Source organism: Deinococcus terrestris, from assembly GCF_009377345.1.
In the GTDB taxonomy this organism is placed as follows: Bacteria; Deinococcota; Deinococci; order Deinococcales; family Deinococcaceae; genus Deinococcus; species Deinococcus terrestris.
In genome coordinates, this window is sequence record NZ_WBSL01000006.1 from 1 (window position 1) to 24,563 (window position 24,563).

Consider the following 24,563-nt stretch of genomic DNA (forward strand, 5'->3'; position numbering starts at 1 on the left):
CGTCTAGACTGTGGCGCATGACTGGGGTGAAGTCGTAACAAGGTAACTGTACCGGAAGGTGCGGTTGGATCACCTCCTTTCTATTGCGCTCCGCTCCTCTTCCCATCCCTCTGGCCTCACCGCCAGATACAACCCACGCTGACCTCGCCCCCCCGGCTCCCGCCGGGGGGGCGCGCCTTTTGGATCTCTCGTCAATTTGGCGTCTCGGTCCAGGCGTGGTCCAGCAGGGAACGCACGTCGCAGGCGCAGGGGTCTTCCAGGCCGCGCACCTCCTGTTCCAGCAGCCGGATCGCGCGGCGCAGGGCCTGTCGGTCGAGGTCAGGGAGGCCGCGCTCGACATTCCAGCGCCGCAGTTCGCAGGTGAGGGTGGCGAGTTCGTAGGGGTCGCCACCCGCCAGAATTTCGGTTACGCGGCGGTGCCGCGCCGCCCACTGCCGGGGCAGGTTGAGGGTCTGGCTGTCTTGCAGGTGGCCCAGCAGCGTGGGGAGTTCCGCACTCGTCAGGGCCGCGCGGAGCCCGGTGCCCTGGGGGGCGTCGACGGGCACATACGCCTGACTCGCCGTGTTGGGGAACTCGATGCGGTAGTAGGCCAGCAGCTCGCCCGCGACCGGACGCTGGCAGGTGTCACGCACGACCCCCAGGCCGTAGGGCGGGAGGACGACGCGGTCACCGGGCTGAAAGGACGCAGTTTTCAAGGCGGATCACCCCTGATTGGAGAAGACGCGGCGCCCCCGGCCACCGCAGCAAAAAGCCCAGCGTGAAGCTGGGCGGGGAATCAAGACAACAGGTGACTTCCGGGCCGAGGCCCAGAGACAGTCACGCAGCGAAGCATGGATCACAGTTTAGCAGAGGGCGGCGCCACTTCCGGCCGCAGGCGCAGGGTCCGCACCCCCGCCGTCAGGCCGTCGAAGGTCCACAGGCGCCCCCGCAGCGGCTCGCCCACCTCGCCCAGCAGCTTGAGCGCTTCGAGCGCCATGACGTGTCCCACGACGGCGGGCACCGGGCCGAGGACCCCTACCTCCGCGCAGGAGAGGGCGTCGGCCGGATCAGGAAAGATGTCGCGCAGGCCCAGCGAAGGGCCAAACACGCTGACCAGCCCCGAGGTGCCGCTCGCCGCGCCCCAGACCCACTCGCGCCCCTGCGCCGTGCAGGTGTCCGCAATGAGATACCGCGTGTCGAAGTTGTCGGTGGCGTCCACCACGAGGTCGGCCTCCGCGATCAGGGCGGCGGCGTTGGCGGCATTCAAGGCGGGCACGGTCTCCACCTCCACCCAGGGATTGAGGGCCTGAAGTCGCTCAGCGGCCGCCTGGGCTTTCGGGCGTCCCAGGTCGTGACTGCTGAAGTGCGTCTGGCGGTGCAGGTTGCTGAGGTCGACCGTGTCCCCGTCCGAGATGACCAGCTGCCCCACCCCCGACCCGGCGAGGTGAAGCAGCACCGGCCCCCCCAGCCCCCCCGCGCCGACGACCAGCACGCGGGCGGCCTTCAGGCGCTCCTGTGCTCCCGCCTCCAGCCATTCGGGCACGAGGAGGGAACGCGAGTAGCGGCGCAGTTCCTCGCGGGTGAGGGGGTCCGGGGTCATGGGCAGAGTCTAGTGGGCTAGGTCCGGAGCGGCACCGGGGGCGTTGCCGCACTAGACTGCCCGCTGACATGGCGTTCCTCGTCCTCGTGCTGTCTTACCTGCTCGGCTCGCTGGTGGCCGGGGTGCTGTATTCGCGGGCGCGGGGGGAGGACATCCGGGACCGGGACCTGCCGGGGGGCAGCGGCACCTTCCGGCAGTACGGACCACGGGCCGCCCTGATGGTCGGCGTGCTGGACGTGCTCAAGGGCATCGCGGCGGGCCTGCTCGCACGGGCGTTGTTGCCGGAGGCGACCTGGGTGGCGACCCTTGGGGTGGTGCTGGGGCACTGCTACCCGGTCTTCTTCCGCTTCCGGGGCGGGGGCGGGATCGCGCCGCTGCTGGGGGCGCTGGCGGTGACCGCGCCCGTGACGCTGGGCGGCACCCTGCTTGCCGCCCTCGTCCTCATCCCGCTGTACCGGGTCACCCTGCAACGCCGGGTGGGGATGAATGCTGTGCCGGTGGCGACGGCGCTTGCCCTGCCGCTGGGCCTGTGGCTGGCGACCCGGACGGGTGGCCTGGCCGACCTGCTCGCCGGGGGCAGCGTGATGGCGCTGCGGGCCGCGCACCTGCTGACCGGGCGGGGAGGACGCGCGTGAGGGGAACAAGGCGCAGTCTGCTCCTCGCCCTTGCCCTGCTGGGGAGCGGGGTGGGGGCCGAGCCGGTCGTGGAGGGCCGGACCCTGCGCGACGAGGACGGGGCCACCCTGCGCTGGGCGCGGACCTTTCCCGTGGCGCTGGGGGAACTCAGCGTTCCGGCGACCCTGGGGGACACGGTGTACCTGGGAGTGGGTCCCGTCGTGTACGCGTTTGGTCCGCAGGGGCAGACCCTGGCCCGCTACGACCTGCCCGCCCCGGTCAGCACCCTGGACTCGTCCGGCGGCAACCTGCGGGTGAGTGTGCGCGGCGACGGGTACGAAGAACGCTTCACCCTGACGCCCGTGCAGACCGGCGGCGGGGTGCAGGAGCGGGTGGTCTTTCCGCCCGACCCCTGGGTGACGGGGTGGCTGCGCCGGGCGGCGGCCCTCCCCCCCGAGGAGGCGCTGGCGCAGGCGGCGGCCGAGTTCCCCCTCAACCCCTTCCTGGCGGTGCGCGAGGCGCGGGCGGCGCGGGGCAACCGCCTCGCGGAGTTGCGGGCGGTGCGGCGGGCGCTCTCGGGGGAACTGCCCTTTCCGGCCTGGGTGCAGCTGGCCGCCGACCTTGACGCGCTGGGGTTTCCGGCCGCCGCCGACGTGGCCCTGGACCGGGCGCGACGTGACGCGGCGGCGCGGGGCTACGACCCGGAGGTGCGGGTGAGCCGCGAGGCGCTGGGGGCCTACGGCAATCCCAGCGGCTATGTGGGCACCCTGCTGAGTCAGGGCCGTCTGGCGCGGGCGGACGTGTGGCTGCGGTACCTGCGCGAACTGCATCCCCGCTTCGAGGGGGGCGACGCGCTGTACGCCCGCTACGCCTCCCTGCTCGAAGCCCAGGGCCGGGGCGGGGAGGCCGAGGAGTGGCGGCAGTTTCGCCGGGAGCTGCGGGCGGGGACCCTTTACAACCTGGGACCCCAGGCTCCCGACCTCGTGCGGGCGGCCACCCGCACCCTGACCCTGGCCCTGCTGCTCGCGCTGGGGGCGGCCCTGCTGACCCTGACCGCGCGGGCTTGGCGGGCACAGGGCGTCCAGACCCGCCCACTGGGAGGGCGCTGGCGCGGCTGGCGGCGGCCCCTGCTGCGGCTGCGGCATACCTCCGTCCTGTACGCGACCTGGACCGAGCGGCTGGGCCTGACCGTGTTGGCGGCCGGACTGGTGCTCGCGCTGGCCGCCTGGGGCTGGGCGAACGCGACGGCAGCGCGGCTCCAGGAGCCCGCCCTGAACGCGGGCACCTACGGGGGCGGGTGGGGCGCGGCCCGGCTGGGCGACTTGGGGTTGCGGCCCGGTCCCGACGCTGCGCTGCTCTCGGGCCTCGCCGCGCAGCTTGATGGGGACGACACAGCGGCTCGCACACGCTATGCCCAGGCGGCGGGGGACCCCTGTGCCCGCAACAACCTCGCGGTGATCGCCCAGGCGCGGGGGGACGCCCCGCAGGCCCGCGAGGGGTACCGCGCCGCCCTGGCCGAGCGCCCCGACCTCGCCGCCGCCGCCTACAACCTGGGGCTGGACCCCGGGACCCCCGGCACCGACTTTCAGCGGGCGCTGCGGCCAGGGCAGCCCCGGTTGTGTTTCCCCGACGACCGCAGTCTTGCCCGCGCGGTAAGCGGCGACCTCGGCGTAACGCTGGGCCGCCTGGCGGGCGAGCCGCTGGCCGCCGGGGAGACGTTGGGGAGCCCCCGGCTGGGCTGGGCCTTCCTGGCCGCGCTGGTGCTGGTGGGTGCCCTCGCGCTGAGCCTGCTCGTGCCGCGCCCGGCGGGAGCCGCGCAGCAGGGGCGACCGCTCCTCTACCGACTCGCCGCGCTGCTGCTGCCGGGGGCCGCGCTGCTGGACAGTCCCTGGGGCGGGGTGCTGCTGCTCGCCTGGGGCGGCGCGGTGGCGACGCTGCTGCCGCTCGCCGGACTGACCCGCTTCGCCCCGCCGCTGAACCCCGCCGACCCGGCGGTGCGGGCCGCGCTGCTGGCCGTGCTGCTGGCGACCTATGCCCTGAACACCGTGGTCCTGGTGGGCGCCGAGGTGCGGTACGCCCGCGACCGACGCCGCGCCGCGCGGGCCGAGTAGGGACAGCTCACCCGCAGACAAGCGTCAGCCTGGCCCGCCATACTGCCCGGATGTTCAGACGAGAAGGCCCGCTCCGCCCTGTGACCATGGAGGACCACCGCCGAAGGTCGCAGGCCATCCTGACCGCACTGCTACTGGGGCTGTCCCCGCTGGCCTCGGCCCAGGGCGCGGCCCAGCTCACCGTGACCACCGACCAGACGGTCGCCTATGTCAACGGCGTGGCGACCCCCTTTCCCGCCGCGCCGAGGCTGATCGGCGGGCGCACGCTGGTGCCCCTGCGCGAGACGGCGGCGCTGCTGGGCCAGCCTGTGACCGAGGTGGGCGGGCAGCTTCAGGTGGGGCGCCTGAACGTGGACCCGGCGCGGTCAGCGGCGTTCCTGGCGGGGGCCGCGCAACCCTCCGGCAGCGTGGCGGACGTGGGGGGCATCGTCTACGTGCCCGTGCGCCTGCTGGCCGACGCCCTGAACGCGAACCTCAGCGTGGGGGCGGACGGGCGCACCCTGACCCTCTCGGCGCTGGCGCAGGGCACCAACCCCCTCGCGCCCCAGGCCCGCTTCTCCACCGACAAGACGACCTACGCGCCCGGCGAGCGGGTGGTGTACACCGAGTACGCCTTCGACCCCGACGGAGCGGACCTCACCGCGCGGCGCTGGACCGGACGGCAGGAGGTCTTTTTCCAGCCCGGCACCTACACGGTCAGCTTGCAAGTCACCAACAGCCGGGGCCTCCAGAGCGTGCCCTTCTCGCGGACCATCCGGGTGGAGGGGCAGGCGGTAGACACGCCACTGACCTACGCCCTGCGCTACGCCGAGCCCGGCGACCGCTTTCCCGACCCGCAGATTCGCGGCTACCCGCTGGCGACGACCCAGCCCACCTTCCGCGAGAACCATCCCCTGATCTTCAGCAACAGCCCCGAGGTGCCCACCCAGAGCGGCATCCTGTACCAGGACAGCGTGTCGGGGCGGGTGCGGCTGCTGGGGTACCACCTCAACGGCCTGAAGACGGGGGCGCGGCTGCACATCCTGGCCCGCAACCTGGAAAGTAGCCCGGTGGAACTCCGCACCGAGCGGCAGGGTGAGACGGCCCCCACCCGCATTGAGACGCTGCTGGGACAGGTCACGCTGCTGGACTACTTCGCCAGCACGGGCGGCCCCACCCTGACCCTGCCGCCCGGCGAGACAGTGCCGGTGTACGCCAGCCCCACCCTGACCCCCGGCACCGGGGTGAACGTGATGCAGGACCTCGTGGCGTCGGGGCGGGTCGAGCTGACCTTCCTGATGCTGGAAGAGGGCCTGCCCGCCACGGCGCAGGTGGCCCAGCAGCTTCCGTACCTCCCGCATGACGGCAAGCACCAGCGCGGCACCTTCGAGAACGCCGTGCGCGGCCTGCGGGTCAACCTGACGAGCCTGCCCGCCCGACTGGTCATTGGGGACGGGCAGGTCGACCCCGCGATCACCGGGGTGGACAAGCTCACCGGGCAGCCGCAGCGCCTCCTGGGAAACTACGGGGTGCGCTACCACCTGGAGGTCTACGGGGCGGGCGGCACGGCGGTGGCCTTCAGCCCGCGCGGGGGCCTCTACCGGGGGGCGATGCATGTGCAGGACGGCCCCCTGGCCCAGACCATCAAGCTGCCGCGCACGGGTAACGCCATCGAACCTGACCAGCCCGTGCTGCTGTGGCGCACCCAGAGTGACCGCCTCGACCTCGACCTCGTGCCCGCGAGCGGGAGCAACCTGCCCGTCAGCCTGATCTTTTACAAGACAAACGGGCTGGGGACGGGCGTGGGGTACGGGGGACTGTTCAAGCCGTATCAGCCGTAGCAGGGGGGGTCGATAGGTCCAGAAGTCGAGGAGGGTGGGATGTTCTCGACGCCTCGACCTCTCGACTCTTCGACGGGCGCGTCAGCGCCCCTACAGTGTCCGCGTCGCCGCCACCCACCAGTCCGGATGCTGCGCTCGCAGGGTGGCCGCCGCCGCGTGCGCCGCGTCGTCGTTCGGGGCGAGGGCAAAACAGGTCGCGCCGCTGCCGCTCATGAGGGGGGCCCGGAGGCCCGCTGCCGTCAGCGCCGCGAGCGCCTCGCGGATGGGGGCGTGCCGGGCGGCGACGGGGCCTTGCAGGGCATTGAAGTACGGCACCGGCCCACTCCCCGCCAATCCTGTCAGAATGCCCTCCACGTCGAGTTCGGGGGTAAATTCCTCCTCCCCGTCCAGCCAGGCGTAGGCGTCGCGGGCGCTGACCTCCACGCCGGGGTTGACGAGGACCAGGGGCACGTGCGGCACGGGCAACGGCGTGAGGACCTCGCCCATGCCCTCGGCGAGCGCGGCCTGTCCCAGCAGGAAAAAGGGCACGTCCGCCCCCAGCGAGAGGGCCAGCTCGGGCAGCCGCACCCCCGCCGGGTAGAGCCGGGCGAGCGCCATCAGGGTGGTCGCCGCGTCGCTGCTGCCGCCCCCCAGCCCGGAGGCGAGGGGCAGCGTCTTGTGCAGGGTGATCGCCGCGCCGCCCGGCGCCCCCGCCGCGTCCAGATAGGCCCGCGCCGCCCGGTAGACGAGGTTACCCTCGTCAGCGGGCAGCCCCGGCGCCCCCTCCACCCGCAGGGTCAGCTCCGGCGCGGGGGCGATTTCCAGTTCGTCGCCCACCGCCAGCGGCACCATGACCGTGTGCAGGTCGTGGTAGCCGCCCTGCCGCAGCCCGCGCACGCTGAGGCCGAGGTTGACTTTGGCGGGGGCGAGGTAGGTCGCCGGGCCAGTGGGGGAGGCAGGGGCAGGGGCGGTCATCGCGCCCCAGCATCCCACACGCGGGCCAGCGCTTCCGCCAGGGCGAGGTCGCCCGGCGTCGTCACCTTGAACAGCCGCGCGTCGCCGGGGACCAGCCGCACCGGGAGGCCCAGCCGCGCGACGAGTCCGGCATCGTCGGTGGCGCTCACTTCCTGCGCCCCCGCCTCGGCGTGTGCCCGCACCAGCAACTCGCGCCGGAAGGCCTGCGGGGTCTGGACCGCCCACAGGCCCTCACGCGGGACTCCCTCGGCCCAGAGGCCACCCTCCCCGCGCACCAGGGTGTCCGCGACCGGCAGGGCCACCGTCGCCGCGCCCGTCCCGGCCACGGCCTCCAGCAGCGCCCCCACCACCGCTCCTGGCAGGAAGGGCCGCGCTGCGTCGTGGACGAGCACCACGTCAGCGTCGGTGTCGGCGAGCAGCCGGGCCACGCTCTCCTGCCGCGTCCCCCCGCCCTCGACCGCACGGGCGAGGAGGCCGGGGGGCAGGTCCGACCCGGCGGGCAGGGCGACGAGCACCTCGTCCACCCAGGGGGCGAGCGCGGCCACGCTGCGCGCCAGCAGGCTCAGCCCCGCGACCTCCACGAACGCCTTTGGCCCCCGCCCCAGCCGCGTGCCCGACCCGGCGGCGGGAATCAGGGCGGCAGTGCGGCTCCCGGGCAGGCCGGTGCCCGTCACGCCCCCGAGTCCTTCCAGCGCCGGAAGCCCGGCACGTCCAGCCCAAACTGGTCGAGCACCCGCGCCGTGACGAAGTGCAGCAGTTCCTCCACGTCCTGCGGGGCGTGGTAGAAGCCCGGCGAGGCGGTCATCAGGGTGGCCCCGGCGTCGTGGGCGGCGAGCATGTTCGTCAGCATGGGCCGGGGCAGCGGGTCCTCGCGCAGCACGAGCACCAGCGGCCGCCGCTCCTTGAGGGTGACGTGCGCCGCCCGCGACAGCAGGTTGTCCGCGAAGCCGCCCGCCACCTTTGCCAACGTGCCCGCGCTGCACGGCACGACCAGCATCCCGTCCGTGCGAAAGGACCCGCTCGCCACGCTCGCCGCGAGGTCGCGGTCGTCATGGACGGTGTGCGCCAGGGCCGTGAGGTCGGCCAGCGTGGGGCCGCCCGCCTCGGCGGTCATGACCCGTTTGGCCCCGCTCGTCACGATCAGGTGCGTCTCCACGCCCAGCGCGTGCAGCGCCCGCAGGATGCTCCCGGCATACGGAATCCCGCTGCCTCCACTCACGCCGACGACCAGCCGCATGGGGGAGAGGGTAGCAGGAGGGCGGCGGGGCACAGCGGGCGGAAAGATACGGATAGATCGGCCCCGAGCACCGGGCCACCCTATTTGCCCCGCCCACCCCTCGGCCGATGCTTTAGCCTGACCCATGACCACCCTTCCCACCGCCGCCGACGTCCTCCAGGGGTACTGGCAGGGCGCCCACTTCGCCGACCCGCCCCCCTACCTCGACCGGGCGCGGGAGCTGTCCCCTGTCCTGTACGACCCGCCCAGCGGCATGGCCCTGCTGACCGGCCACGCGGCGGCGGGCGCGGCCCTCAAGAGTCCGCACGTCCGCACTAGCAAGTACGCCGCCGACCCTTCCCTCGCCAGCAGCGAGGCCGCCCGGTTGATGGCCCCGATGATGCTGTTTCACGACGGCGCCTCGCACACCCGGCTGCGGTCGCTGGCGCAGCGGGCCTTTACCCCCAGGGTGCTGGTGGAGAGCCGCGAGTTCGTGACCGGCCTGACCGACACCCTGCTGGACGGGGCCGCGCGGCAGGCGGGCGCGAACGGGGGAGAGGTGGATGCCGTGGCTGCCCTCGCGGTGCCGCTGCCCGTCGCCGTGATCGTGGAGATGCTGGGGCTGTCGGGCACCGACGCCGACCGCTTCAAGACCTGGGCGGGCAGCGTGGCCGACCTGATCGGCGGCCTGAACGTGCCCCCGGAGCGATGGGCACAGGTGGAGGCCGACGCCGGGGCCATGCGCTCGTACTTCCGCACCCTCGCTGACGACTTGCGTGCCCATCCCCGCCCCGGCCTGCTCTCGGCCCTCGCCGCCGCCGAGGACGGGGGCGAACACCTCAGCGGGGACGAACTGCTCGCCAACGCGGTGCTGCTGCTCGTCGCGGGCCACGAGACGACCTCCAACCTGCTCTCGGGCAGCTTGCTGGCCCTGCACGAGTGGCCGGAGGAACGGGCCTGGCTCGCGGAAGCTACAGAAGGACAGGTGGGGAACGCCGTTGAGGAACTGCTGCGCTTCCTCTCGCCTGTGCAGGGCACCGCCCGCTTCACGGCGGCGCCGCTCACGCTGGAGGGCGTCGCGCTGCCGCCGGGCCTCCCGCTGCTGGTCAGCCTCGCGGGGGCGAACCGCGACCCCGCCGTGTACCCGGACCCCCACACCCTGCGCCTCTCGCGCGAGAACGCCCGGACGCACCTCGCCTTTGCCGCCGGGGCGCACTACTGCCTGGGGGCGGGGCTGGCGCGGATGGAGGCGGCGGTGTTCCTGACCCGCTTCCTGGCCCGCTTTCCGGAGTACCGGGTGCCCGAGCAAGCGCTGACCTACCTGCCCAACCTGACCCTGCGGGGCCTGCGGGCGCTGCGCGTGGCCCTGTAGGGCGGGCCATGCCCCCGGAGGGCCATGCCCCCGGAGCCGTTCGCGTACACGCTGGGGCGGATGGTCCGCCTCTCGCTGGGCGGGGCCATCGCGCTGTCACGCGGACGCACCCGTCAGGCGGCGCCCCCTCGGCGTCTCTGTAGCTGTGGAGGAAAGAGGGGTGTTCCCAGTGAGGGGGTGAGGAGACAGGTGGAGGCTCCCCCTCACAACCATCCCTTCTCCCTCGCCTTTCTCGCTGCCTCAGCCCTATTCCCAGCGCCCACCTTGCTGATCGCCTCCGAGAGGTAGTTGCGCACCGTCCCCTCCGACAGCCCCAGCCGCGCGGCGATGGCGGCGGTGCTCGCCCCGGCCTCGGCCTCGCGCAGCACCTGACGCTCCCGGTCAGTGAACGGGTCGCGCTCGCCCCACGCCTCCTCGGCCAGCGCGGGCGCAATCGCCCGGCCCCCGGCGTGAACCCGGCGGATGGCCTGGGCCAGTTCCGAGGCGGGCGCGTCCTTGAGCAGGTAGCCCCGCGCCCCGGCGTCCAGCGCCCGCCGCAGGTACCCGCTCCGGGCAAAGGTCGTGACGATGACCACCCGCACCCCAGGAAGGTCCTCCCGCACCCGCGCGGCGAGGTCCAGCCCGCTCAGGCGCGGCATCTCGATATCGGTGACGAGCACGTCGGGCAAGAGGGTCCGTACCAGCCCCAGCGCCGCCTCCCCATCCGTCGCCGTGCCCACGACCTCCAGATCGCCTTCCAGCGAGAGCAGCGCGGAGAGGGCGCCCAGCACGAGGGACTGGTCCTCGGCCAGCAGGACCCGGATCACGCCGTCACCAGGCCCGCGCCCGTGCCCTCGCCGCCCACGTCGTCGGGGAAGTCGGCGGTCAGGGTCGTGCCGCCCGTGCCGTCGCGGGTGAGCTGGCCGCCCAGCGCCCGCAGCCGCTCGCGCATCCCCGTCAGGCCGCTCCCCTCGGGCCCCTCGCCGCCCACCCCGTCGTCGCGGATGACGAGGCGGTGGCCCCCCTTGGTGCGGGTCAGCGTGACCTCGACCTCGCGGGCGTGGGCGTGCCGGACCACGTTCGTCACGGCCTCGCGCAGCAGCATGGCGGCGCCCGCCTCGGTGGGGGCGGGGAGGTCGGGGAGGGGACCCGTCACGCTGAGCCGCACCCCCGCCGCGTCGAGGGCCACCTTGGCGCGGGCGAGTTCGGCATTCAGGCCGCTGCCCCGGTAGCCGTGAACGGCGTCGCGGACCTCCGTCAGCGCCTCCCGGCTGATGCGCTCGACCTCGCGGATTTCCTGCGCGGCGCGAACCGGGTCGCGCTCGGCCAGCTTGCCCGCCAGTTCGCTCTTGAGGACGATCACGGAGAGGGTATGCCCCAGCAGGTCGTGCAGGTCGCGGGCGATGCGTTCGCGCTCGGCGTCGGCGGCCAGGCGCTCCTTTTCACGCTGCACCACCTCCAGTTGGGCGCGGGCGATCCGCTGCCCGTAGCTCGCGTGGTTGGCATAGGCGGCGACGAGGGTGAAGAGGAGGTTGGGGGCCAGCCACCACAGGTCGTCGGGCTGGTAGGTGCCGGTCCAGAAGGGCCAGACCATCACCGCCGCGTTGAGGAAGGCCAGCCACAGGGCGAGGGCAGTTCTGGCCTGGAAACCGATCATGCTCGCCCCGTAGATCAGAAAGGCGCTGCCCGTGCCGCTCGTCAGCGGAAAGAGGACAAAGTAGGTCACCAGGCTCAGGACCCACCCGGCCACGGCCCACCGTTCCTGCACTCCGGCGCTGCGGCCCGTGGGGACCCGGAAGCGGAAGACGTTCAGGTACACGGCCAGAAACAGGGCCAGCAGGCCGACGAACAGCGCCGTCTCGCTCCACGTCCGGGGACGCTCCAGAAACCCCGCGACCGGAAAGGCCAGGAATGCCAGCCAGAACATCGGGAACAGGTCCCAGACCAGGGTGCGGCGCGGGGCCGGGCGGGTCATCGGCACACCGTCAGAACCGGGGGGAGAGGTGCCATGCTCCATGATGCACCCCTCTCCCGGCCCCGTCTCGCGTGCTTGCCTCACTGCCCGCGTGCCTCGTCCCGCCGCAGCGCCCAGAGCGCCAGCGCCCCGAAGACGAGCGCGTACCCGGCCAGCCACAGCCAGTGCGTCCCCTCCCCGCCCGTCTGCCCGGCCACCGTGCCCCACCCGACTCCCGCGAGGTGATAACTCGGCAGATACGGCGCGATCTTCTGGATGAAGTTCGGGAGCCCGTCCAGCGGCACGAACAGCCCCGACGCGAAGGCGATGATGAAGCTAACAAGGTTTGCCAGGACCTGCGCGGCCTGCGGGTTTGCCAGAAAGCCGATGCTCAGGCCCACGGCAATCAGCGACACCATGCCCGCGAGCAGCTTGACGAGCAGGCTCAGCGCCAGCCCCAGCGGCAGGGTCACGCCGCCCGCGAAGTGCGCGAAGGTGTACAGCAGCGTCAGGCTCAGGGCGCTGAAGCACAGCGCGGCGATCACCTTGCCCGCGAGGTACATCCACGTCGGCATGGGCGAGGCCCGCAGCAGCCGCAGCCACCCACCCGTCCGCTCCACGGCCACCGCCGACCCGAAGGAGAACATGGCGAGGCTCAGCAGCGAGTAGGTCCCGAAGCTCACCAGAATGATCTGGCCCACGTTCACCCCGCTGTCCGTGGTTTCCTTCACCGCGGGCAGGCCGAACAGCCCGAAGAACATGATCGGAAAGCCGACCGTGCCGATGAAGAACATGGGGTTGCGAATCATCCGCCGCAGCTCGGCCAGGACCAGTTGCCCCAGGGCGGGCAGGAGGGGCGTGCGGTGGGTGGCGGGGGCGGCGGTGGTCAGGGTCGTCATCATCATCACCTCGGGGGGAAGCAGGGGAGGGCTCAGGCGCGGGCCACAGGAGCGGTCAGGCTCAGGAAGGCGTCTTCCAGGCTCGCGCGGGTGACTTCCAGCTCGGTGAAGGGGGTGCCGGATTGCACGAGCGCCCGCACCAGCGCCTCCGGCTCGCGAGTCCGCAAGTCGGCGTGGCCGCGCGGATTGACCTCCACCGACTCGACGCCGGGTAGAGCGCGGAGCTCAGTCAGCACCAGGTCGGAGGTGAAGCGCACCCGCCCCGTCGCCACCCGCCCGCGCAGGCTCTCGGGCGTGCCGTCGGCGAGGACACTGCCCGCGTTCATCACGACCACCCGGTCGGCGGTGCGCTCGGCCTCCTCCAGATAGTGCGTGGTGAGGAGGATGGTGCGGCCCTGGGTCTTCAACCCCTCGGCCGCGTGCCAGAAAGCGAGGCGGCTCGCGGCGTCCATGCCGGTCGTCGGCTCGTCCAAAAAGAGGACCTCCGGGTCGCCCACGACCGCGAGCGCGAAGGCGAGGCGCCGCGCCTGCCCTCCTGACAGTGCTCCCGCCCGCCGCCCCGCCACGCCCCGCAGGTCCGCGAGGTCGAGGGCCGCGTCCACCGTCAGCGGCTCCGGGTACAGCCGCGCGAACAGCGTGACTGCCTCGCGCACGGTGAGGGCCTGTGGGATCGCGCTCTCCTGCGGCATGGAGCCGATCTGCGAGCGCACCCCGCCCGCCTGTGGGTCCCCGCCCAGCACCCGCACCTTGCCCGAGGTGGGCCGTGCCAGCCCCAGCATCAGACTGATCGCGGTCGTCTTGCCCGCCCCGTTGGGTCCCAGCAGCGCCGTCAGCTCGCCCGCCCGCACGTCCAGCGTCAGGTCCCGCAGCGCCTCCACCGCCCCGAACCGCTTGTCCACCCCGCTCAGCTCTATGGCGTTCATGGGCGTATCGTGCGCCGCGCCGGATGCGGGCCCCAGTGCCGGGCGTCAGGGGGAAGGGGTGACAATTGTCAGGGAGGGGACCATCTCGCGGTACACAGCCTTTGCCTACGGGCGGGTCGCATGACAAGCGGGGGACGGGAGGCCACACCTCGTCTAAGAGAAAAGGGCAGACGCTGCGACCAACAGCAAATACCGGAAAGGTGGTGCTGCTGATCACGGCGGTCCTGACCATGCTGAAGCTGCTGGTCGAAATCCAGTCCCTCACCTGAGCGAAACGCCTCTCGTGCGTGCCCGCCGTGTCCAGACCCGCTCCATGACAGCCCCGGCCACCGGTCGGGGTTTTTCCTTTCACCTTCGCGGCCGTGCCCGCTAGACTCGGAGCCTATGGCCGACCCTGACCGCATCCGTGAAGCGCTGCGAGCCGCCATGACCGCCTGGGCGGTCGCGGAGGTGCGCGGCGACCAGGCCCGCGTGACCCTGGCCCCCCACCCCCAGAGCCTCGCCCGGCACCTCGAGGCGGTGGACCCGCAGTGGGCGCTTGGCTGGGCCTGCGACAGCGTGACGCCGCCCGTGGTCCGCGCCCGCCTGACCGTGGGGGGCGCCACCCGCGAGGGGCTGGCGACCGGCCACACCCTCCCCGACGCCCGGCTGCGGGCGCTGGCCGACGCTGCCCGCTTCTTCGGCTTGGACCTGCCCGAGGAGGCGCAGTGGGTCGAGTATGACCTCGAGGACGGCCCCAACACCACCGACCTCGACGCCGAGGTGGAGGAGGTGGCCGCCCCCGCTCCCCGCGCCGCCCTGCCCCCGGCCCCGCCCCGCGACCCCCAGATGGAAAAGGCGCGGCAGCATATTCAGGACCTGATCGAGCAGCTCAAGGCGGCGGGCAAGGCGCGGGAGGCGACCCAGGCCCTGATGCGCGGCTACGGCGAGTCGCTGGAGGAAAGCCGCGCGATCTACAAGGAACTCCAGGGCATCTTGCGCGGCTAGGGAGATGCTCAAGGTCATCGCGGTGGGGGACGTGCACGCCGACTGGCCCGCGCTGTGGGCGGCGCTGCGGGCGGCAAGCTGCCTGGACGCGGCCGGGCGACCCACGCCCCCGGTGCTGGCCGGGCTGTATCAGGTGGTGCTGATCGGCGACCTCGTCCACCCCAAAAACGAGCGGGCCTACGAGCGCCTGACCGGGCTGCACCGCTTCGACGTGCGCGACCGCGACCACCTCCTGCTGGCGGCCCGCGAGCAGGTGCGTGAGCTGGAGCGCCTGCGCGAGTACCACGCGGCGGCCCCCCACGCCGTTCACCTCATTCTCGGCAACCACGACGCGGCGGTCCTGAGCCTCGACCACGTGCTGGGCACCGGGGGCGGCCTCGTCCATGTGGAGTTCGATCCCAAACGGGGCGGCACCCTGCTGCCGGAAGGGCTGCGGCGTTGGATGGAGGGCTTCTTGCGCGAGCTGCGCCTGGGCAGCGTGCAGTTCGCCCACGTCTCGCCCCTGCCCGCCCACGCGATCTACGACGACCTCTTCTACAGCGACCCCAGTTCCAAACGCTGGTTTCGTGAGACGCCCGAGTACGTGCGGCAAGCGGGCCTGAGTCTCGGGGTCTACGGCCACACCCAGATGCCCAAGGGGATTTCCATCAACCGCGACGCCGGACTGTGCCTGATCGACGCCCTTCACGCCCGGCAGTATCTGGAACTGCTGCTCGACCCTGCCGCACCCGACCCGGTGCAGGGGGTCCGGGCTATGCCCTTCTGATGGCTGGGTGCCCTGCTTCCAGTGCTGAAGTGTGGCCGTGTTGACAGGGCGGGGGGTGACCGCTATCCTTGACCCCGCTGCTTTTCGCGGCAGCGCGGAGTGGTCCGGTAGTGTAGCGGTTAGCATAACTGCCTGTCACGCAGTAGGTCGCGGGTTCAAATCCCGTCCGGACCGCCACCCGGCTAGGTAGCTCAGCTGGTAGAGCAAACGACTGAAAATCGTTGGGTCGCCGGTTCAAGTCCGGCCCTGGCCACCACGCAAGAAGACTCCGCCACGCGCGGAGTTTTTGCTTTTCAGGCTGAATGGGCGAACCCCCGGCCAGCTCCAGCCGAGGGGCGAGGTCGCGGTGTCCCTCGGCCAGCCGCGCCCGCTGGGGCCAGAACCGGCGCGAAGGTCTGGCTGGGGCCGAAGGTTTCGGTGAAGCGGCGCTCGGCGGGCACGTTCAGGCGGCCCAGGATGGTTTCCACCGCCCACGTGAACCCCTCGGGGCCGCAGTAGTAATACTCGGCGTCGCCCGGCGGCAGGTGGGGGCGCAGCGTCTCCAGCCGGATCAGCCCAGCCTCGTCGTGGTGCTCGCCGGGGCGGTCCCCTGCGCCCACCTCGGTGTAGTAGACCAGCTTGCGGACCGTCGGGTGGGTCCGGGCCACCTCGTTGACGTGCTCGCGGAAGGCGTGGGCCGAGGCCCCCAACGTCGCGTGAACGAACAGGACCGGGCGGGTAGACCCGGAGGTGACCAGAGTGTTGAGCATGCTCAGCATCGGCGTGATGCCGACCCCACCGCTGAGCAGCACGACCGGGCGGTCCGAGTCCTGCAGGGAGAAGTCGCCCGCCGGGGTCTTCACGAGCACCTGCGGGGAGACGGGGCGGGGGGAAGGGTCAGTGGACACGGACAGCCTCCGGCGGGGTGGCGAGGGCGTGGCGTTCGAGGTTGGGGTGCATCCGGCTGGCCAGCCCCAGCAGGGCGGCGGCCTCGGCGGCGGGCAGTTCCTCGCCCAGCGTCTGCTCCCACAGGGCCAGCCAGCGACCGAAATGGGCCGGGCCGATACCCAGGCCGGTGTGCGCCGGGCCAGGGTGCCCCCGGTACGCGCTCGGCCCGCCCGTCACCGCCCGCCAGAACCCTTCCAGCCGGGCGATGTGCAGCGGCCAGCCGCCGCGCGGGAAGGGACCGATCCGGGCGAACACCGGGCCGAGCAGATCGTCGGCCGTGGCCCTCGCGTAAAAGGCCCACAGCACCCGACGCAACCGTTCTTCGCCCACGCGCGCAAACAGGCGGTCTTCTGGCGTCAGGGAAAGGGTCATGGTCAAGCCTCTGCCTGCTGCTGGAAGGCGCCAGCGATGGGGCGGGAAGAAAAGAGGGAGGAGGCAAACATCGAAAAATCCATTCCGGATATGCAGGTCCACATATCCATTGACCGGCTCAGCGTAGTCGCCTATAAAGTGGATGTCAAGGTCCACCACTCGCGGACCCAGGAGGCACCCCTTTGTTTTCCCAGACCACCGAATATGCGCTGCGGGCTGTCGTGACCCTCGCAGGAGCGGAGGGCCAGCCGCTCACCACCGCCGAGATCGCCGCCCGCACGAAGGTGCCGCCGGGCTACCTCTCCAAGGTGCTTCAGACGCTGGGGCGGGCCGGGCTGATCAAGGCGGCGCGGGGACTGCGCGGGGGCTACCGCTTGAGCCGTCCGGCGGCGAATATCTGCATGCTGGAGGTGGTCAACGCCGTCGAGCCGCTGGCTCGCATCAGCGAGTGCCCGCTGGGGCGGCCCGACCACACCAGCCTGTGCCCGCTGCACCGCCGCATCGACGAGGCCGTCGCGGCCACCGAGCGCCAGTTGGCGAGCACTACCCTTGAGGAACTGATCGAACCGGTTCCCGGCCATCCGGAAGCGCCGGTGTGGCCCGTGCCAGAGCAATCCATTTCCTGAAGCTCAGAGGAAACGGACGCGGACCGCTTCGGCCCCCGCGTCCTTCGCCATGTTCCACCTGCCAGACTGCCCCATGCACTCCACCGCCGATGTGCGCGGCGTCTGCGCGGCCCTGCCCGGCTCGCGCGAGACGTTTCCCTTTGACGCAACCACGCTGGTCTTCAAGGTCGCGGGCAAGATGTACGCCCTGACCGACCTCACCGCCGATCCGGTCACCCTCTCGCTGAAGGTGCGGCCCCAGGACGGGGAAGCGTTGCGGGCGGCATACCCCGCGATCACGCCCGGCTACCACCTCAACAAGCGCCACTGGGTCACGGTGACACTGGACGGGACAGTGCCGGAAGGGGTGGTGCGCGAATTGCTGGAGGCGAGCCACGCGCTCGTCGTGGCCGGGCTGACGCGGGCGCAGCGGGCGGAGTTGGAGGAGTAAAACGGGAAGGGAGCCGGGACGAACCTGGCTCCCTTCCCGCGTCCTGGCCTCAGAACGCCGTGTCCAGTGCCTCCAGCGCCGCCTGCGGGTCCGCGATTCCCGCCTGGGCCATGTCGGGCCGCCCGCCGCCCTTGCCGCCCGCCGCCGCCGCGAGCTTGCCCACGAGCTGCCCCGCGTGCGCCCCGCGCGAGACGGCGTCCTTCGTCGCCTTCACCACCAGGCCCTTGTCGCTGGCGATCACGGCGAGGTCGGCCCCGCTGGTGTCGAGCAGCTTGTCGGCGGCGCCGCGCAACTCGTTGCCCTCGATGCCCGAGAGCTTCAGCGCGGCGATCTTGAAGCCACCCAACTCGCGGACCTGCTGGCCCGCGCCGCTCCCCCCGCCCATCTGTGCTTCCGCGAGCTGACGGCGGACCTGGGCGGTTTCCTGCTGAGCGGCCTTGAGCTGGGCTTGCAGGCCCTGCACGCGGGCTTCCAGGCCCTCCACGCCGGTGTTGAGCAGTCCGGCCACCCTTGAAGCCGCCTCCAGCCGTCCGCGCACCCAGGCGGTGGCGGCCTCGCCCGCGAGCGCTTCCACGCGCCGCACGCCCGCCGCGACGTTCTCGTCGGACACGATCACGAAAGCGCCGATGTCCCCGGTCCGGCGCACGTGCGCCCCGCCGCACAGCTCCTTGCTGGTCACGGTCGCGCCGCCGAAGGGCACGCCGCCCTCCACGCTGACCACCCGCACGGTGTCGCCGTACTTCTCCCCGAACAGGGCCGTGGCGCCCGCCGCCTTCGCCGCCTCAATGGGCATCTCCTGCCACGTCACCGGGAAGTTGGCGGTGACCCAGCGGCTGACCAGGGCCTCGACCTGCGCGATTTCCTCGCCCGTGAGGGCCGCCCCGTGCGCGAAGTCAAAGCGCAGGCGGTCGGGGGCGACCAGCGACCCCGCCTGCCGCACCCCCGACCCCAGGACTGCCCGCAGCGCCGCGTGCAGGAGGTGGGTGGCCGTGTGGTGGCGCTCAGTGGCCCGGCGTTCGCCCGAGACGACCCCGCGCACGCGGAGGCCGGGGCGCAGCTCGCCTTCCTCGACCAGCACGTCATGGAGGAACACGCCCGCCGGGGTCTTGCGGGTGTCGCGCACGCGCCCGGCGCCGCCCTCCCACTCCAGCCGCCCGGTGTCGCCCACCTCGCCGCCGCCCTCCGCGTAGAAGGGGCTGCGCGAGAGGACCACCATGCCCTCGCTCGCGGCGGGCAGATGCTCCAGCCGCTCGCCTGCGCTGAGAAGGGCCAGCACCTCGCCCTCGGCCTCCAGCTCGTCGTAGCCGACAAACTCGGTGGCGGGCAGGCCGTCCAGGGCCTCCTGGGAGCCGCCGAACAGCTCGGACTTGCCGTACTTGCTGCCCGCGCGGGCGAGGTTCTGCGCGTTTTCCAGGCTCTCGGCGTATCCGGCCTCGTCCACCGAGACGCCGTACTCCTCCGCGATCTCCTTGGTCAGGTCCACCGGGAAGCCGTAGGTGTCGTACAGCACGAAGGCGTCCTCGCCGCGCAGCGTGCCGCCCTGTCCCAGCCCGGAGAGCAGCCCGCCGAGGCGCTGGATGCCGCCCTCCAGCGTCTTCAGGAAACGCTCCTCCTCGGCGCGGATGGCCGCCTGCACCCGTTCCTGCTCGGCGCGGAGTTCGGGGTAGGCGTCCCCCATCTTCTCGACCACCAGGGGAACCAGCGTATGCAGCGTCGGCTCGCGCAGGCCCAGCAGGTAGGCGTGGCGACTGGCGCGGCGCAGAATCTTGCGGATCACGTAGCCGCGCCCGGTGTTGCTGAGGGCCACGCCGTCCGCGATCACCATGCTCACCGAGCGGACATGCTCGGCCACCACCCGGTGCGACACGCTCTGCGGCCCCTCGTAGGGCTTGCCGCTCAGCTCGGCCACCCGCGCGATCAGGGGCGCGAACACGTCGTTGGAATAGAAGTCGTACACGTCCTGCACGACGGTGGCAATGCGCTCCAGGCCCATTCCGGTGTCGATGTTCTTGAACGGGAGGTCGGCGAGCACGGGCGTGCCGTCGGGCAGCGGGTCCTGGCGGTCGTACTGCGGAAAGACGCAGTTCCAGATTTCCAGGAAGCGGGCACTCTCGCGGGTCTGCGCGTAGTCGGCCCAGGTGTCGTCGCCGTAATCGGGTCCCCGGTCATAGAAGATTTCGGAGCAGGGACCGCAGGGACCGTTGGGGCCTTCCTTCGGCGCGTCGGCGGGCCAGAAGTTCTCGTCGGCGCCGAAGCGCAGGATGCGGTCTTCGGGGAGGCCGATTTCCCGCGTCCAGATGCCGAAGGCTTCCTCGTCCTCCTCGTAGATCGTCGCGTAAAGCCGCTCGGGGTTGAGGCCCATCCACTCGGGCGAGGTCAGGAATTCCCAGGCCCAGGTCAGTGCGCCCTGCTTGAAGTAGTCCCCGAAGGAGAAGTTGCCCAGCATCTCCAGCAGCGAGCAGTGGCGCAGGGTGCGGCCCACGTTCTCGATGTCGCCCACGCGCAGGCACTTTTGCACGGTGGTTACCCGCTTGTTCTCGCCGTGGCCGGGGAACTTCGCGGGGGCGCCCATGAATTGCGGCTTGAAGGGCTGCATCCCCGCCACCGTGAACAGCGTGGTGGGGTCGGGGGCGATCAGCGAGTGCGAGGGCAGCCGCAGGTGCCCCTTGCTCTCGAAGAAGTGCAGGAATTTCTCGCGGATTTCAGCGGTGGTCAGCGGCCCGGTCATGGGGCTGAGTCTATCAGCGGCCTCCGCTGGCGAATCTGCCGGAGACACGCTCGGCTCCCCCGCCAGAGGGCGGATGTGCGGCCCCTTCCTCCTCCCGTACCCTGCGGAGGATGCCCGAAGCCGACGCCATCGCCCGCACGTCCCAGCCTCACACCCGCGGGAGCCTGGGGGCCGACCTGCGGGCGCTGGGGGTCGGGGAGGGGGAGACGCTGCTGGTCCACTCCAGCCTGAGCGCCCTGGGCTGGGTGGTGGGCGGCCCGGTGGCCGTGATTCAGGCCCTTCAGGACGTGCTGACGCCCGCTGGAACGCTCGTCATGCCCGCCCACAACACTGACCTCACCGACCCGCAGGGCTGGAGCCGCCCGCCCGTGCCGGAAGCCTGGGTGCCGGTCATCCGGGAAGCGATGCCCGCCTTCGACCCCGCCCGCACCCCCACGCGCGGCATGGGCCGGATTGCGGAACTGTTCCGCACCTGGCCGGAGGTGCGCCGCAGCAGCCATCCCCATTCGTCGTTTGCCGCCTGGGGCCGGTTCGCGGAGGCGGTCACGGCGGGGCACGGGCTGGCCTTTTCGCTGGGCGAAGAGTCACCGCTGGCCCGCGTCTACGATCTGGACGGGCGGGTGCTGCTGCTGAGAACAAGGAAGAACACCAGCCTGCACCTCGCGGAAGTGCGGGCCGGGCGGCGGGGCACGGTGACCCAGGGCGCCCCGGTAGCCGCGAAGGGCGAGCGGCGTTGGGTCACCTTCGACGATCTCGACTACGACGACGAAACGTTCCCCCCCGTCAAGGCCGCCTTCGAGGCGAGCGGGGCGGTCACGCGCGGGAGGGTGGGCTCCGCCGAGGCCCGGCTGATGCGGCAGCGTGAACTGGTGGAGTTCGCGGTGGCGTGGTGGCGGGCGGAGTAACGCCCTCCCCTCCAACGAAAAAGGCGGGGCCGTAGCCCCACCTCCCGAACCGCATCCGGCTTTAGACGAACTGGCCGCCGTGCCGTGCCGCCGCCGCCTCGACCGCGTCGGCGGGCACGCTCTCCTCGACGGCCACCGCGCGGCCACTCTCGTTCATGCTACTGCTGAGGCGCTCGTACTGCTCGTCGCTCACGTCGTAGGAGCGGGCGTAGGTGCCTCCCGTGTCCTCCGCCCCCGCCGCGCCGCCGATGGCACCCACCGCCGCGCCCACACCGCTGCCCAGGGCGGTCATGCCCAGGATCACCGGAAGAGCCAGCCCGCCCGTCGCTACCGTGGCGGCGGTGCCCAGGACGCCCGCCGCCGCCCCGACCGCCGCGCCCACGCCGGTTCCCGCGATGGCGCCGCCGCCAGCGGCCTCGGCCACCTCGTCGTCAGTGGCATACCCCGCGTTGGCAGCAGTCGCCGTGTCCACCGCGCCCCCCGTCATGGTGCCCGACATGCGGCGGTTGACCGTGGTCTGCCCGACTTCCGGCTGCACCAGCCCCTGGCGGCGAAGATCGTCGATAAAAGCGTCGGCCTGGGCCTTGCTAGGAAAAAGGAGGTGTCGCATGGGTCACAGTGTGCGTCCCTTTCCCTGCGGCCGGTATGAGAGAAGGGCCAAGCGTGGGCGCCCGGCGGGTGGGCGTTGCCCCCGGCACGGGAAGGAACAGACAAGGCGACAGAAACCCTCTTCCGGGGGAGAGGGTCTTGCGAAAGCTCGGGAAAGAGGTCCCCGCCGGGCTTCAGTCCAGGTCCACCGACCACCACGCCTCGCGCCGGGCGGCGAGTTTGGCGCGGGGGTCGCCCAGGGTTTCCATTGCGCGGGAGAGGCCCCGCCAGTCGCTCTCGCTCATGGGGTCGAGGGCCAGCGCCCGCTGGTGAAACTGCGCGGCGTCCTTGGGACGGCCCGCCGCCGTCGCGGCCTCGGCGGCCAGCCCCAGCACGCTGAGCTGCTTGGCCTCCAGCCGGGCGCGGACCTCGTCCACCCAGGGGCTGTCGGCGCCGGGCAGAAACAGGCCGTACAGGTCGGCGAGTTCGCGCAGCTCCTCCAGCCCCAGGCTGCCCGACTCGGCCTGCTTGGCGAGCAGCTCGAAGCGCGAGACGTCGTAGTCGGGCTGAAGGTCGGCGGCCAGCGCGTAACGGCGGTTGGTGCTCACGACCGCCTCGCTGCTCAGGCTGCGGCGCAGGCGGTGCAGGGTGGTGTGAAAGAGGCTGCTCGCGCGGGCCTCGTCCTTTTCCGGCCACAGCGCCTCGGCCGCCTCCCAGGAGGTCACCTCGCGGCGCTCAAGCAGGTAGAAAAACAGCTCCAGCGCCTTGCGCGACACCCACGCGACGGCCGTGCCCTGCCACACGACCTGCGCGGTTCCCAGGGCGCGGGCCGACATGCCGCTCTCCTGCGTGCGGGTCAGGCCCACGCGGCGCAGACGGGCGTCCACGGCAGTGGTCAGGTCCTGCGGGGTAAAGGGCTTGGGCACGTAGTCGTCGGCCCCCAGATTCATGCCCCGCCGCACGTCGCCGCGCTCGGCGTGACTGGAAAGCAGCACGAAGGGCACCGCCCCCAGTTTCTCGTGACTGCGGACCTGCTCCAGAAACTCCAGGCCCGTCATGTAGGGCATCACCACGTCGCTGATGACGAGATCGGGGGTAAAGACCTTCAGGAGATCGAGCGCCTCCACCGGGTGGCTGCTCGTGCGGACCTCGTGCCCGGCGCGGGACAGGATCACGCTGACGAGCTTGAGGATGGCGGCGTCGTCATCCACGACCAGGATGCGCGGCATGGGAGGCAGTGTAGCAGCGGCCGGGGCCACGGCACGTACCGGGATTCACACGCCCCGCCGCCGGGCTAGGCTGGGGCATGACCACGTCTGCGCCCCTGACCATCCTGCACGCCCGGACCCTCACCCTGGACCCGCAGCAGCCCGAGGCCGGGGCCGTGCTGGTGGGCGGCGGGCGCGTCCTGGGGGTGGGGAGCCGCGAGGAGCTGCGGGCGCTCGCGCCGGGAGCCGAGGTGCAGGACCACCGCGACCTGATCCTGACGCCGGGACTTGCGGAGGCGCATATCCACCTCGTGAGCTACGGCTTCTCGCTGTCCGAGCTGAACCTGCACGGCGCCCGCAGCGTGTCGGAGGTGCAGGCCAAAGTGGCGCAGCGGGCGATGAACACGCCCCCCGGCACTTGGATTCGCGGCGGGGGCTTCCTGCTCTCCGAACTGGGCCTCTCCGACTACCCCACCGCCGTCGTGCTGGACGAGGTGAGTCCCCACCACCCGGTCCTGATCTACTCGCGGGATATGCACCTGAGCTGGGCGAACTCGCTGGCGCTGCGGCTCGCCGGAATCACCGAGCAGACCCCCGACCCCGAGGGGGGCCGCATCGTGCGCCCGCTGGGCACGCTGCTGGAGGGCGCGAGTGGGCTGGTCGCGCGAGTGCGCCCGGTGCCCAGTGACGCCGAGTACCTCGCGGCGGCGAAGGCGGGCGCCGAGGATCTGGCCGCGCGGGGGTACGTCAGCGCCCACACGATGGCCTTCGAGCCGGTGGAGGCACCACGTGCCCTCCAACTTCTTGCCCAGCGGAGCGAACTGCCGCTGCGGGTGTGGGCCACCCTGCCGCACGACCGCCTCGCGCACGCCCGCGACCTGGGGCTGCGCCGGACGCCGGGGGGCCTCTTCCAGTGGGGCGGGGTCAAGTTCTTCGCGGACGGGGCGCTGGGAAGCCGCACCGCGTGGCTGCACGCCCCCGGCTTCGCGGACGGGTCGGGCACCGGGATTCCCCTCGACCCCCCCGAACTCATCCGCGAGCGCGGCGAGGAGGCGCTGCGGCTGGGCCTGACGCCCGTGACCCACGCGATCGGGGACCGGGCGAATACCGAGGTGCTGGACGTATACGACCAGCTTCGCCCCCTCGCTGACGAGGCGGGCGTGCGGCTGCGGATCGAGCACGCGCAGCACCTGCGCCCCGAGGACATCCCCCGCTTCCGGGGCCTGACCGCCAGCGTGCAGCCCATCCACCTCCAGGCCGACGGCCCGATGATCCGGGAACTGCTGCCGCACCTGCTGAACACGAGCTACGCCTTCCGCTCGCTCATGGAGGCCGGGGCCGTCCTCGCCTTCGGGTCCGACGCGCCGGTCGCCCCGCCCGAGTACCGCGCCAACTTCGCCGCCGCGATCACCCGCCGCGACGACGCGGGCGAGGCGCTCGCGCCCACCGAGGCCCTGACCGAGGAGGAGGTGCTATGGGCGCACACGCGCGGCCCCGCGCTCGCCGCCGGATGGGACGACGAGGGCATCATCCGCCCCGGAGCGCGGGCGGCCTTCACCCTGTGGGACCGGCTGGGCGGCACCGCGCAGGCGCTGGTGCTGTAAG

24 protein-coding genes, 2 tRNA genes and 1 rRNA gene are annotated in these 24,563 nt (G+C 72.2%); 13 read left to right on the top strand and 14 right to left on the bottom strand.

Annotated features, from left to right (window positions below; translation table 11 throughout):
- Window positions 1-80: ribosomal RNA gene (locus F8S09_RS12250) — 16S ribosomal RNA — on the top strand; the annotation flags it as partial.
- A gap of 111 nt (window positions 81-191) precedes the next feature.
- On the opposite strand, the gene F8S09_RS12255 is transcribed toward F8S09_RS12250, so the two are convergent.
- Both F8S09_RS12255 and F8S09_RS12260 read right to left on the bottom strand, forming a co-directional pair.
- Entirely contained in the window at window positions 192-695 is a 504-nt protein-coding gene (locus F8S09_RS12255) for a CarD family transcriptional regulator (protein WP_152871788.1), read from the bottom strand.
- A 140-nt stretch (window positions 696-835) separates the two neighbouring features.
- Entirely contained in the window at window positions 836-1,579 is a 744-nt protein-coding gene (locus tag F8S09_RS12260; protein ID WP_152871789.1) for a HesA/MoeB/ThiF family protein, read from the bottom strand.
- 68 nt (window positions 1,580-1,647) lie between these two features.
- Between F8S09_RS12260 and F8S09_RS12265 the strand changes: the two genes are divergently transcribed.
- From F8S09_RS12265 to F8S09_RS12275, 3 genes are all read left to right on the top strand, one after another.
- A complete protein-coding gene (locus F8S09_RS12265; RefSeq protein WP_152871790.1) occupies window positions 1,648-2,214 on the top strand; it encodes a glycerol-3-phosphate acyltransferase in 567 nt (188 codons plus the stop codon).
- Window positions 2,211-4,304, top strand: a complete 2,094-nt coding sequence (locus F8S09_RS12270; protein ID WP_322618790.1) for a hypothetical protein — start codon at window positions 2,211-2,213, stop codon at window positions 4,302-4,304. Before F8S09_RS12265 ends, F8S09_RS12270 begins: the two co-directional genes overlap by 4 nt.
- Before the next feature lie 86 nt (window positions 4,305-4,390).
- Window positions 4,391-6,124 (top strand): stalk domain-containing protein, encoded by a 1,734-nt coding sequence (locus F8S09_RS12275; RefSeq protein ID WP_152871910.1) that lies wholly within the window; start codon window positions 4,391-4,393, stop codon window positions 6,122-6,124.
- Between the two features lie 90 nt (window positions 6,125-6,214).
- On the opposite strand, the gene F8S09_RS12280 is transcribed toward F8S09_RS12275, so the two are convergent.
- From F8S09_RS12280 to F8S09_RS12290, 3 genes are read right to left on the bottom strand one after another with little or no spacing between them, the layout of a single operon-like run.
- The gene (locus F8S09_RS12280; protein WP_152871791.1) at window positions 6,215-7,078 is read right to left on the bottom strand and encodes a 4-(cytidine 5'-diphospho)-2-C-methyl-D-erythritol kinase; all 864 of its coding nucleotides are present in this window, start codon (window positions 7,076-7,078) and stop codon (window positions 6,215-6,217) included.
- Entirely contained in the window at window positions 7,075-7,752 is a 678-nt protein-coding gene (ispD, locus tag F8S09_RS12285; protein WP_322618791.1) for a 2-C-methyl-D-erythritol 4-phosphate cytidylyltransferase, read from the bottom strand. Before ispD ends, F8S09_RS12280 begins: the two co-directional genes overlap by 4 nt.
- Window positions 7,749-8,315, bottom strand: coding sequence for a UbiX family flavin prenyltransferase (locus F8S09_RS12290; protein ID WP_152871792.1), 567 nt, complete (start codon window positions 8,313-8,315; stop codon window positions 7,749-7,751). The genes ispD and F8S09_RS12290 overlap by 4 nt, the downstream gene beginning before the upstream one ends.
- Window positions 8,316-8,439: 124 nt before the next feature.
- Between F8S09_RS12290 and F8S09_RS12295 the strand changes: the two genes are divergently transcribed.
- Window positions 8,440-9,666 carry a cytochrome P450 gene (locus F8S09_RS12295; protein WP_152871793.1) on the top strand — a complete coding sequence of 409 codons (1,227 nt, stop codon included), beginning with the start codon at window positions 8,440-8,442 and terminating at the stop codon, window positions 9,664-9,666.
- A gap of 203 nt (window positions 9,667-9,869) precedes the next feature.
- Here the strand turns inward: F8S09_RS12295 and F8S09_RS12300 are convergent, their stop codons facing one another.
- The 4 genes from F8S09_RS12300 to F8S09_RS12315 form a co-directional block, all read right to left on the bottom strand.
- A complete protein-coding gene (locus tag F8S09_RS12300) occupies window positions 9,870-10,472 on the bottom strand; it encodes a response regulator transcription factor (protein ID WP_322618792.1) in 603 nt (200 codons plus the stop codon).
- Window positions 10,469-11,620, bottom strand: a complete 1,152-nt coding sequence (locus F8S09_RS12305; protein WP_152871794.1) for a sensor histidine kinase — start codon at window positions 11,618-11,620, stop codon at window positions 10,469-10,471. The genes F8S09_RS12300 and F8S09_RS12305 overlap by 4 nt, the downstream gene beginning before the upstream one ends.
- 80 nt (window positions 11,621-11,700) lie before the next feature.
- Window positions 11,701-12,498: an ABC transporter permease gene (locus F8S09_RS12310; RefSeq protein WP_152871795.1), complete on the bottom strand. Its 798-nt coding sequence runs from the start codon at window positions 12,496-12,498 to the stop codon at window positions 11,701-11,703.
- A gap of 32 nt (window positions 12,499-12,530) precedes the next feature.
- Window positions 12,531-13,421 (bottom strand): ABC transporter ATP-binding protein, encoded by an 891-nt coding sequence (locus F8S09_RS12315; protein ID WP_152871796.1) that lies wholly within the window; start codon window positions 13,419-13,421, stop codon window positions 12,531-12,533.
- Between the two features lie 384 nt (window positions 13,422-13,805).
- Here F8S09_RS12315 and F8S09_RS12320 point away from each other — a divergent pair, with 384 nt between their 5' ends.
- The 4 genes from F8S09_RS12320 (at window position 13,806) to F8S09_RS12335 (ending at window position 15,430) form a co-directional block, all read left to right on the top strand.
- A complete protein-coding gene (locus tag F8S09_RS12320; protein ID WP_152871797.1) occupies window positions 13,806-14,408 on the top strand; it encodes a single-stranded DNA-binding protein in 603 nt (200 codons plus the stop codon).
- A 4-nt stretch (window positions 14,409-14,412) separates the two neighbouring features.
- Window positions 14,413-15,174, top strand: coding sequence for a metallophosphoesterase (locus tag F8S09_RS12325; RefSeq protein WP_152871798.1), 762 nt, complete (start codon window positions 14,413-14,415; stop codon window positions 15,172-15,174).
- Between the two features lie 101 nt (window positions 15,175-15,275).
- Window positions 15,276-15,351, top strand: a tRNA-Asp gene (locus F8S09_RS12330).
- 3 nt (window positions 15,352-15,354) lie between these two features.
- Window positions 15,355-15,430: transfer RNA gene (locus tag F8S09_RS12335), tRNA-Phe, on the top strand.
- A gap of 37 nt (window positions 15,431-15,467) precedes the next feature.
- Here F8S09_RS12335 and F8S09_RS12340 read toward each other — a convergent pair.
- Together F8S09_RS12340 and F8S09_RS12345 are read right to left on the bottom strand one after the other, a co-directional pair.
- On the bottom strand, window positions 15,468-16,061 hold the full coding sequence (locus tag F8S09_RS12340) for a ferredoxin reductase domain-containing protein (protein WP_152871799.1): 594 nt from the start codon (window positions 16,059-16,061) through the stop codon (window positions 15,468-15,470).
- Complete coding sequence (locus F8S09_RS12345; RefSeq protein WP_152871800.1) at window positions 16,051-16,473, bottom strand: group III truncated hemoglobin; 423 nt, start codon at window positions 16,471-16,473, stop codon at window positions 16,051-16,053. The genes F8S09_RS12340 and F8S09_RS12345 overlap by 11 nt, the downstream gene beginning before the upstream one ends.
- Window positions 16,474-16,655: 182 nt before the next feature.
- On the opposite strand from F8S09_RS12345, the gene F8S09_RS12350 reads away from it, so the two are divergent.
- Together F8S09_RS12350 and F8S09_RS12355 are read left to right on the top strand one after the other, a co-directional pair.
- Entirely contained in the window at window positions 16,656-17,099 is a 444-nt protein-coding gene (locus tag F8S09_RS12350; protein WP_152871801.1) for an RrF2 family transcriptional regulator, read from the top strand.
- Between the two features lie 73 nt (window positions 17,100-17,172).
- A complete protein-coding gene (locus F8S09_RS12355; RefSeq protein WP_152871802.1) occupies window positions 17,173-17,529 on the top strand; it encodes an MmcQ/YjbR family DNA-binding protein in 357 nt (118 codons plus the stop codon).
- A gap of 49 nt (window positions 17,530-17,578) precedes the next feature.
- Here F8S09_RS12355 and alaS read toward each other — a convergent pair whose 3' ends face one another.
- Window positions 17,579-20,257 carry an alanine--tRNA ligase gene (gene alaS / locus F8S09_RS12360; RefSeq protein ID WP_152871803.1) on the bottom strand — a complete coding sequence of 893 codons (2,679 nt, stop codon included), beginning with the start codon at window positions 20,255-20,257 and terminating at the stop codon, window positions 17,579-17,581.
- Window positions 20,258-20,367: 110 nt separating this feature from the next.
- Between alaS and F8S09_RS12365 the strand changes: the two genes are divergently transcribed.
- The gene (locus F8S09_RS12365) at window positions 20,368-21,162 is read left to right on the top strand and encodes an aminoglycoside N(3)-acetyltransferase (RefSeq protein WP_152871804.1); all 795 of its coding nucleotides are present in this window, start codon (window positions 20,368-20,370) and stop codon (window positions 21,160-21,162) included.
- Between the two features lie 61 nt (window positions 21,163-21,223).
- On the opposite strand, the gene F8S09_RS12370 is transcribed toward F8S09_RS12365, so the two are convergent.
- Together F8S09_RS12370 and F8S09_RS12375 are read right to left on the bottom strand one after the other, a co-directional pair.
- Window positions 21,224-21,772 carry a hypothetical protein gene (locus F8S09_RS12370; protein ID WP_152871805.1) on the bottom strand — a complete coding sequence of 183 codons (549 nt, stop codon included), beginning with the start codon at window positions 21,770-21,772 and terminating at the stop codon, window positions 21,224-21,226.
- Between the two features lie 172 nt (window positions 21,773-21,944).
- Entirely contained in the window at window positions 21,945-22,979 is a 1,035-nt protein-coding gene (locus F8S09_RS12375) for a response regulator (RefSeq protein WP_152871806.1), read from the bottom strand.
- Between the two features lie 77 nt (window positions 22,980-23,056).
- Here F8S09_RS12375 and F8S09_RS12380 point away from each other — a divergent pair, with 77 nt between their 5' ends.
- The gene (locus F8S09_RS12380) at window positions 23,057-24,562 is read left to right on the top strand and encodes an amidohydrolase (protein ID WP_152871807.1); all 1,506 of its coding nucleotides are present in this window, start codon (window positions 23,057-23,059) and stop codon (window positions 24,560-24,562) included.
- The last annotated feature ends 1 nt before the right edge of the window (window position 24,563 follow it).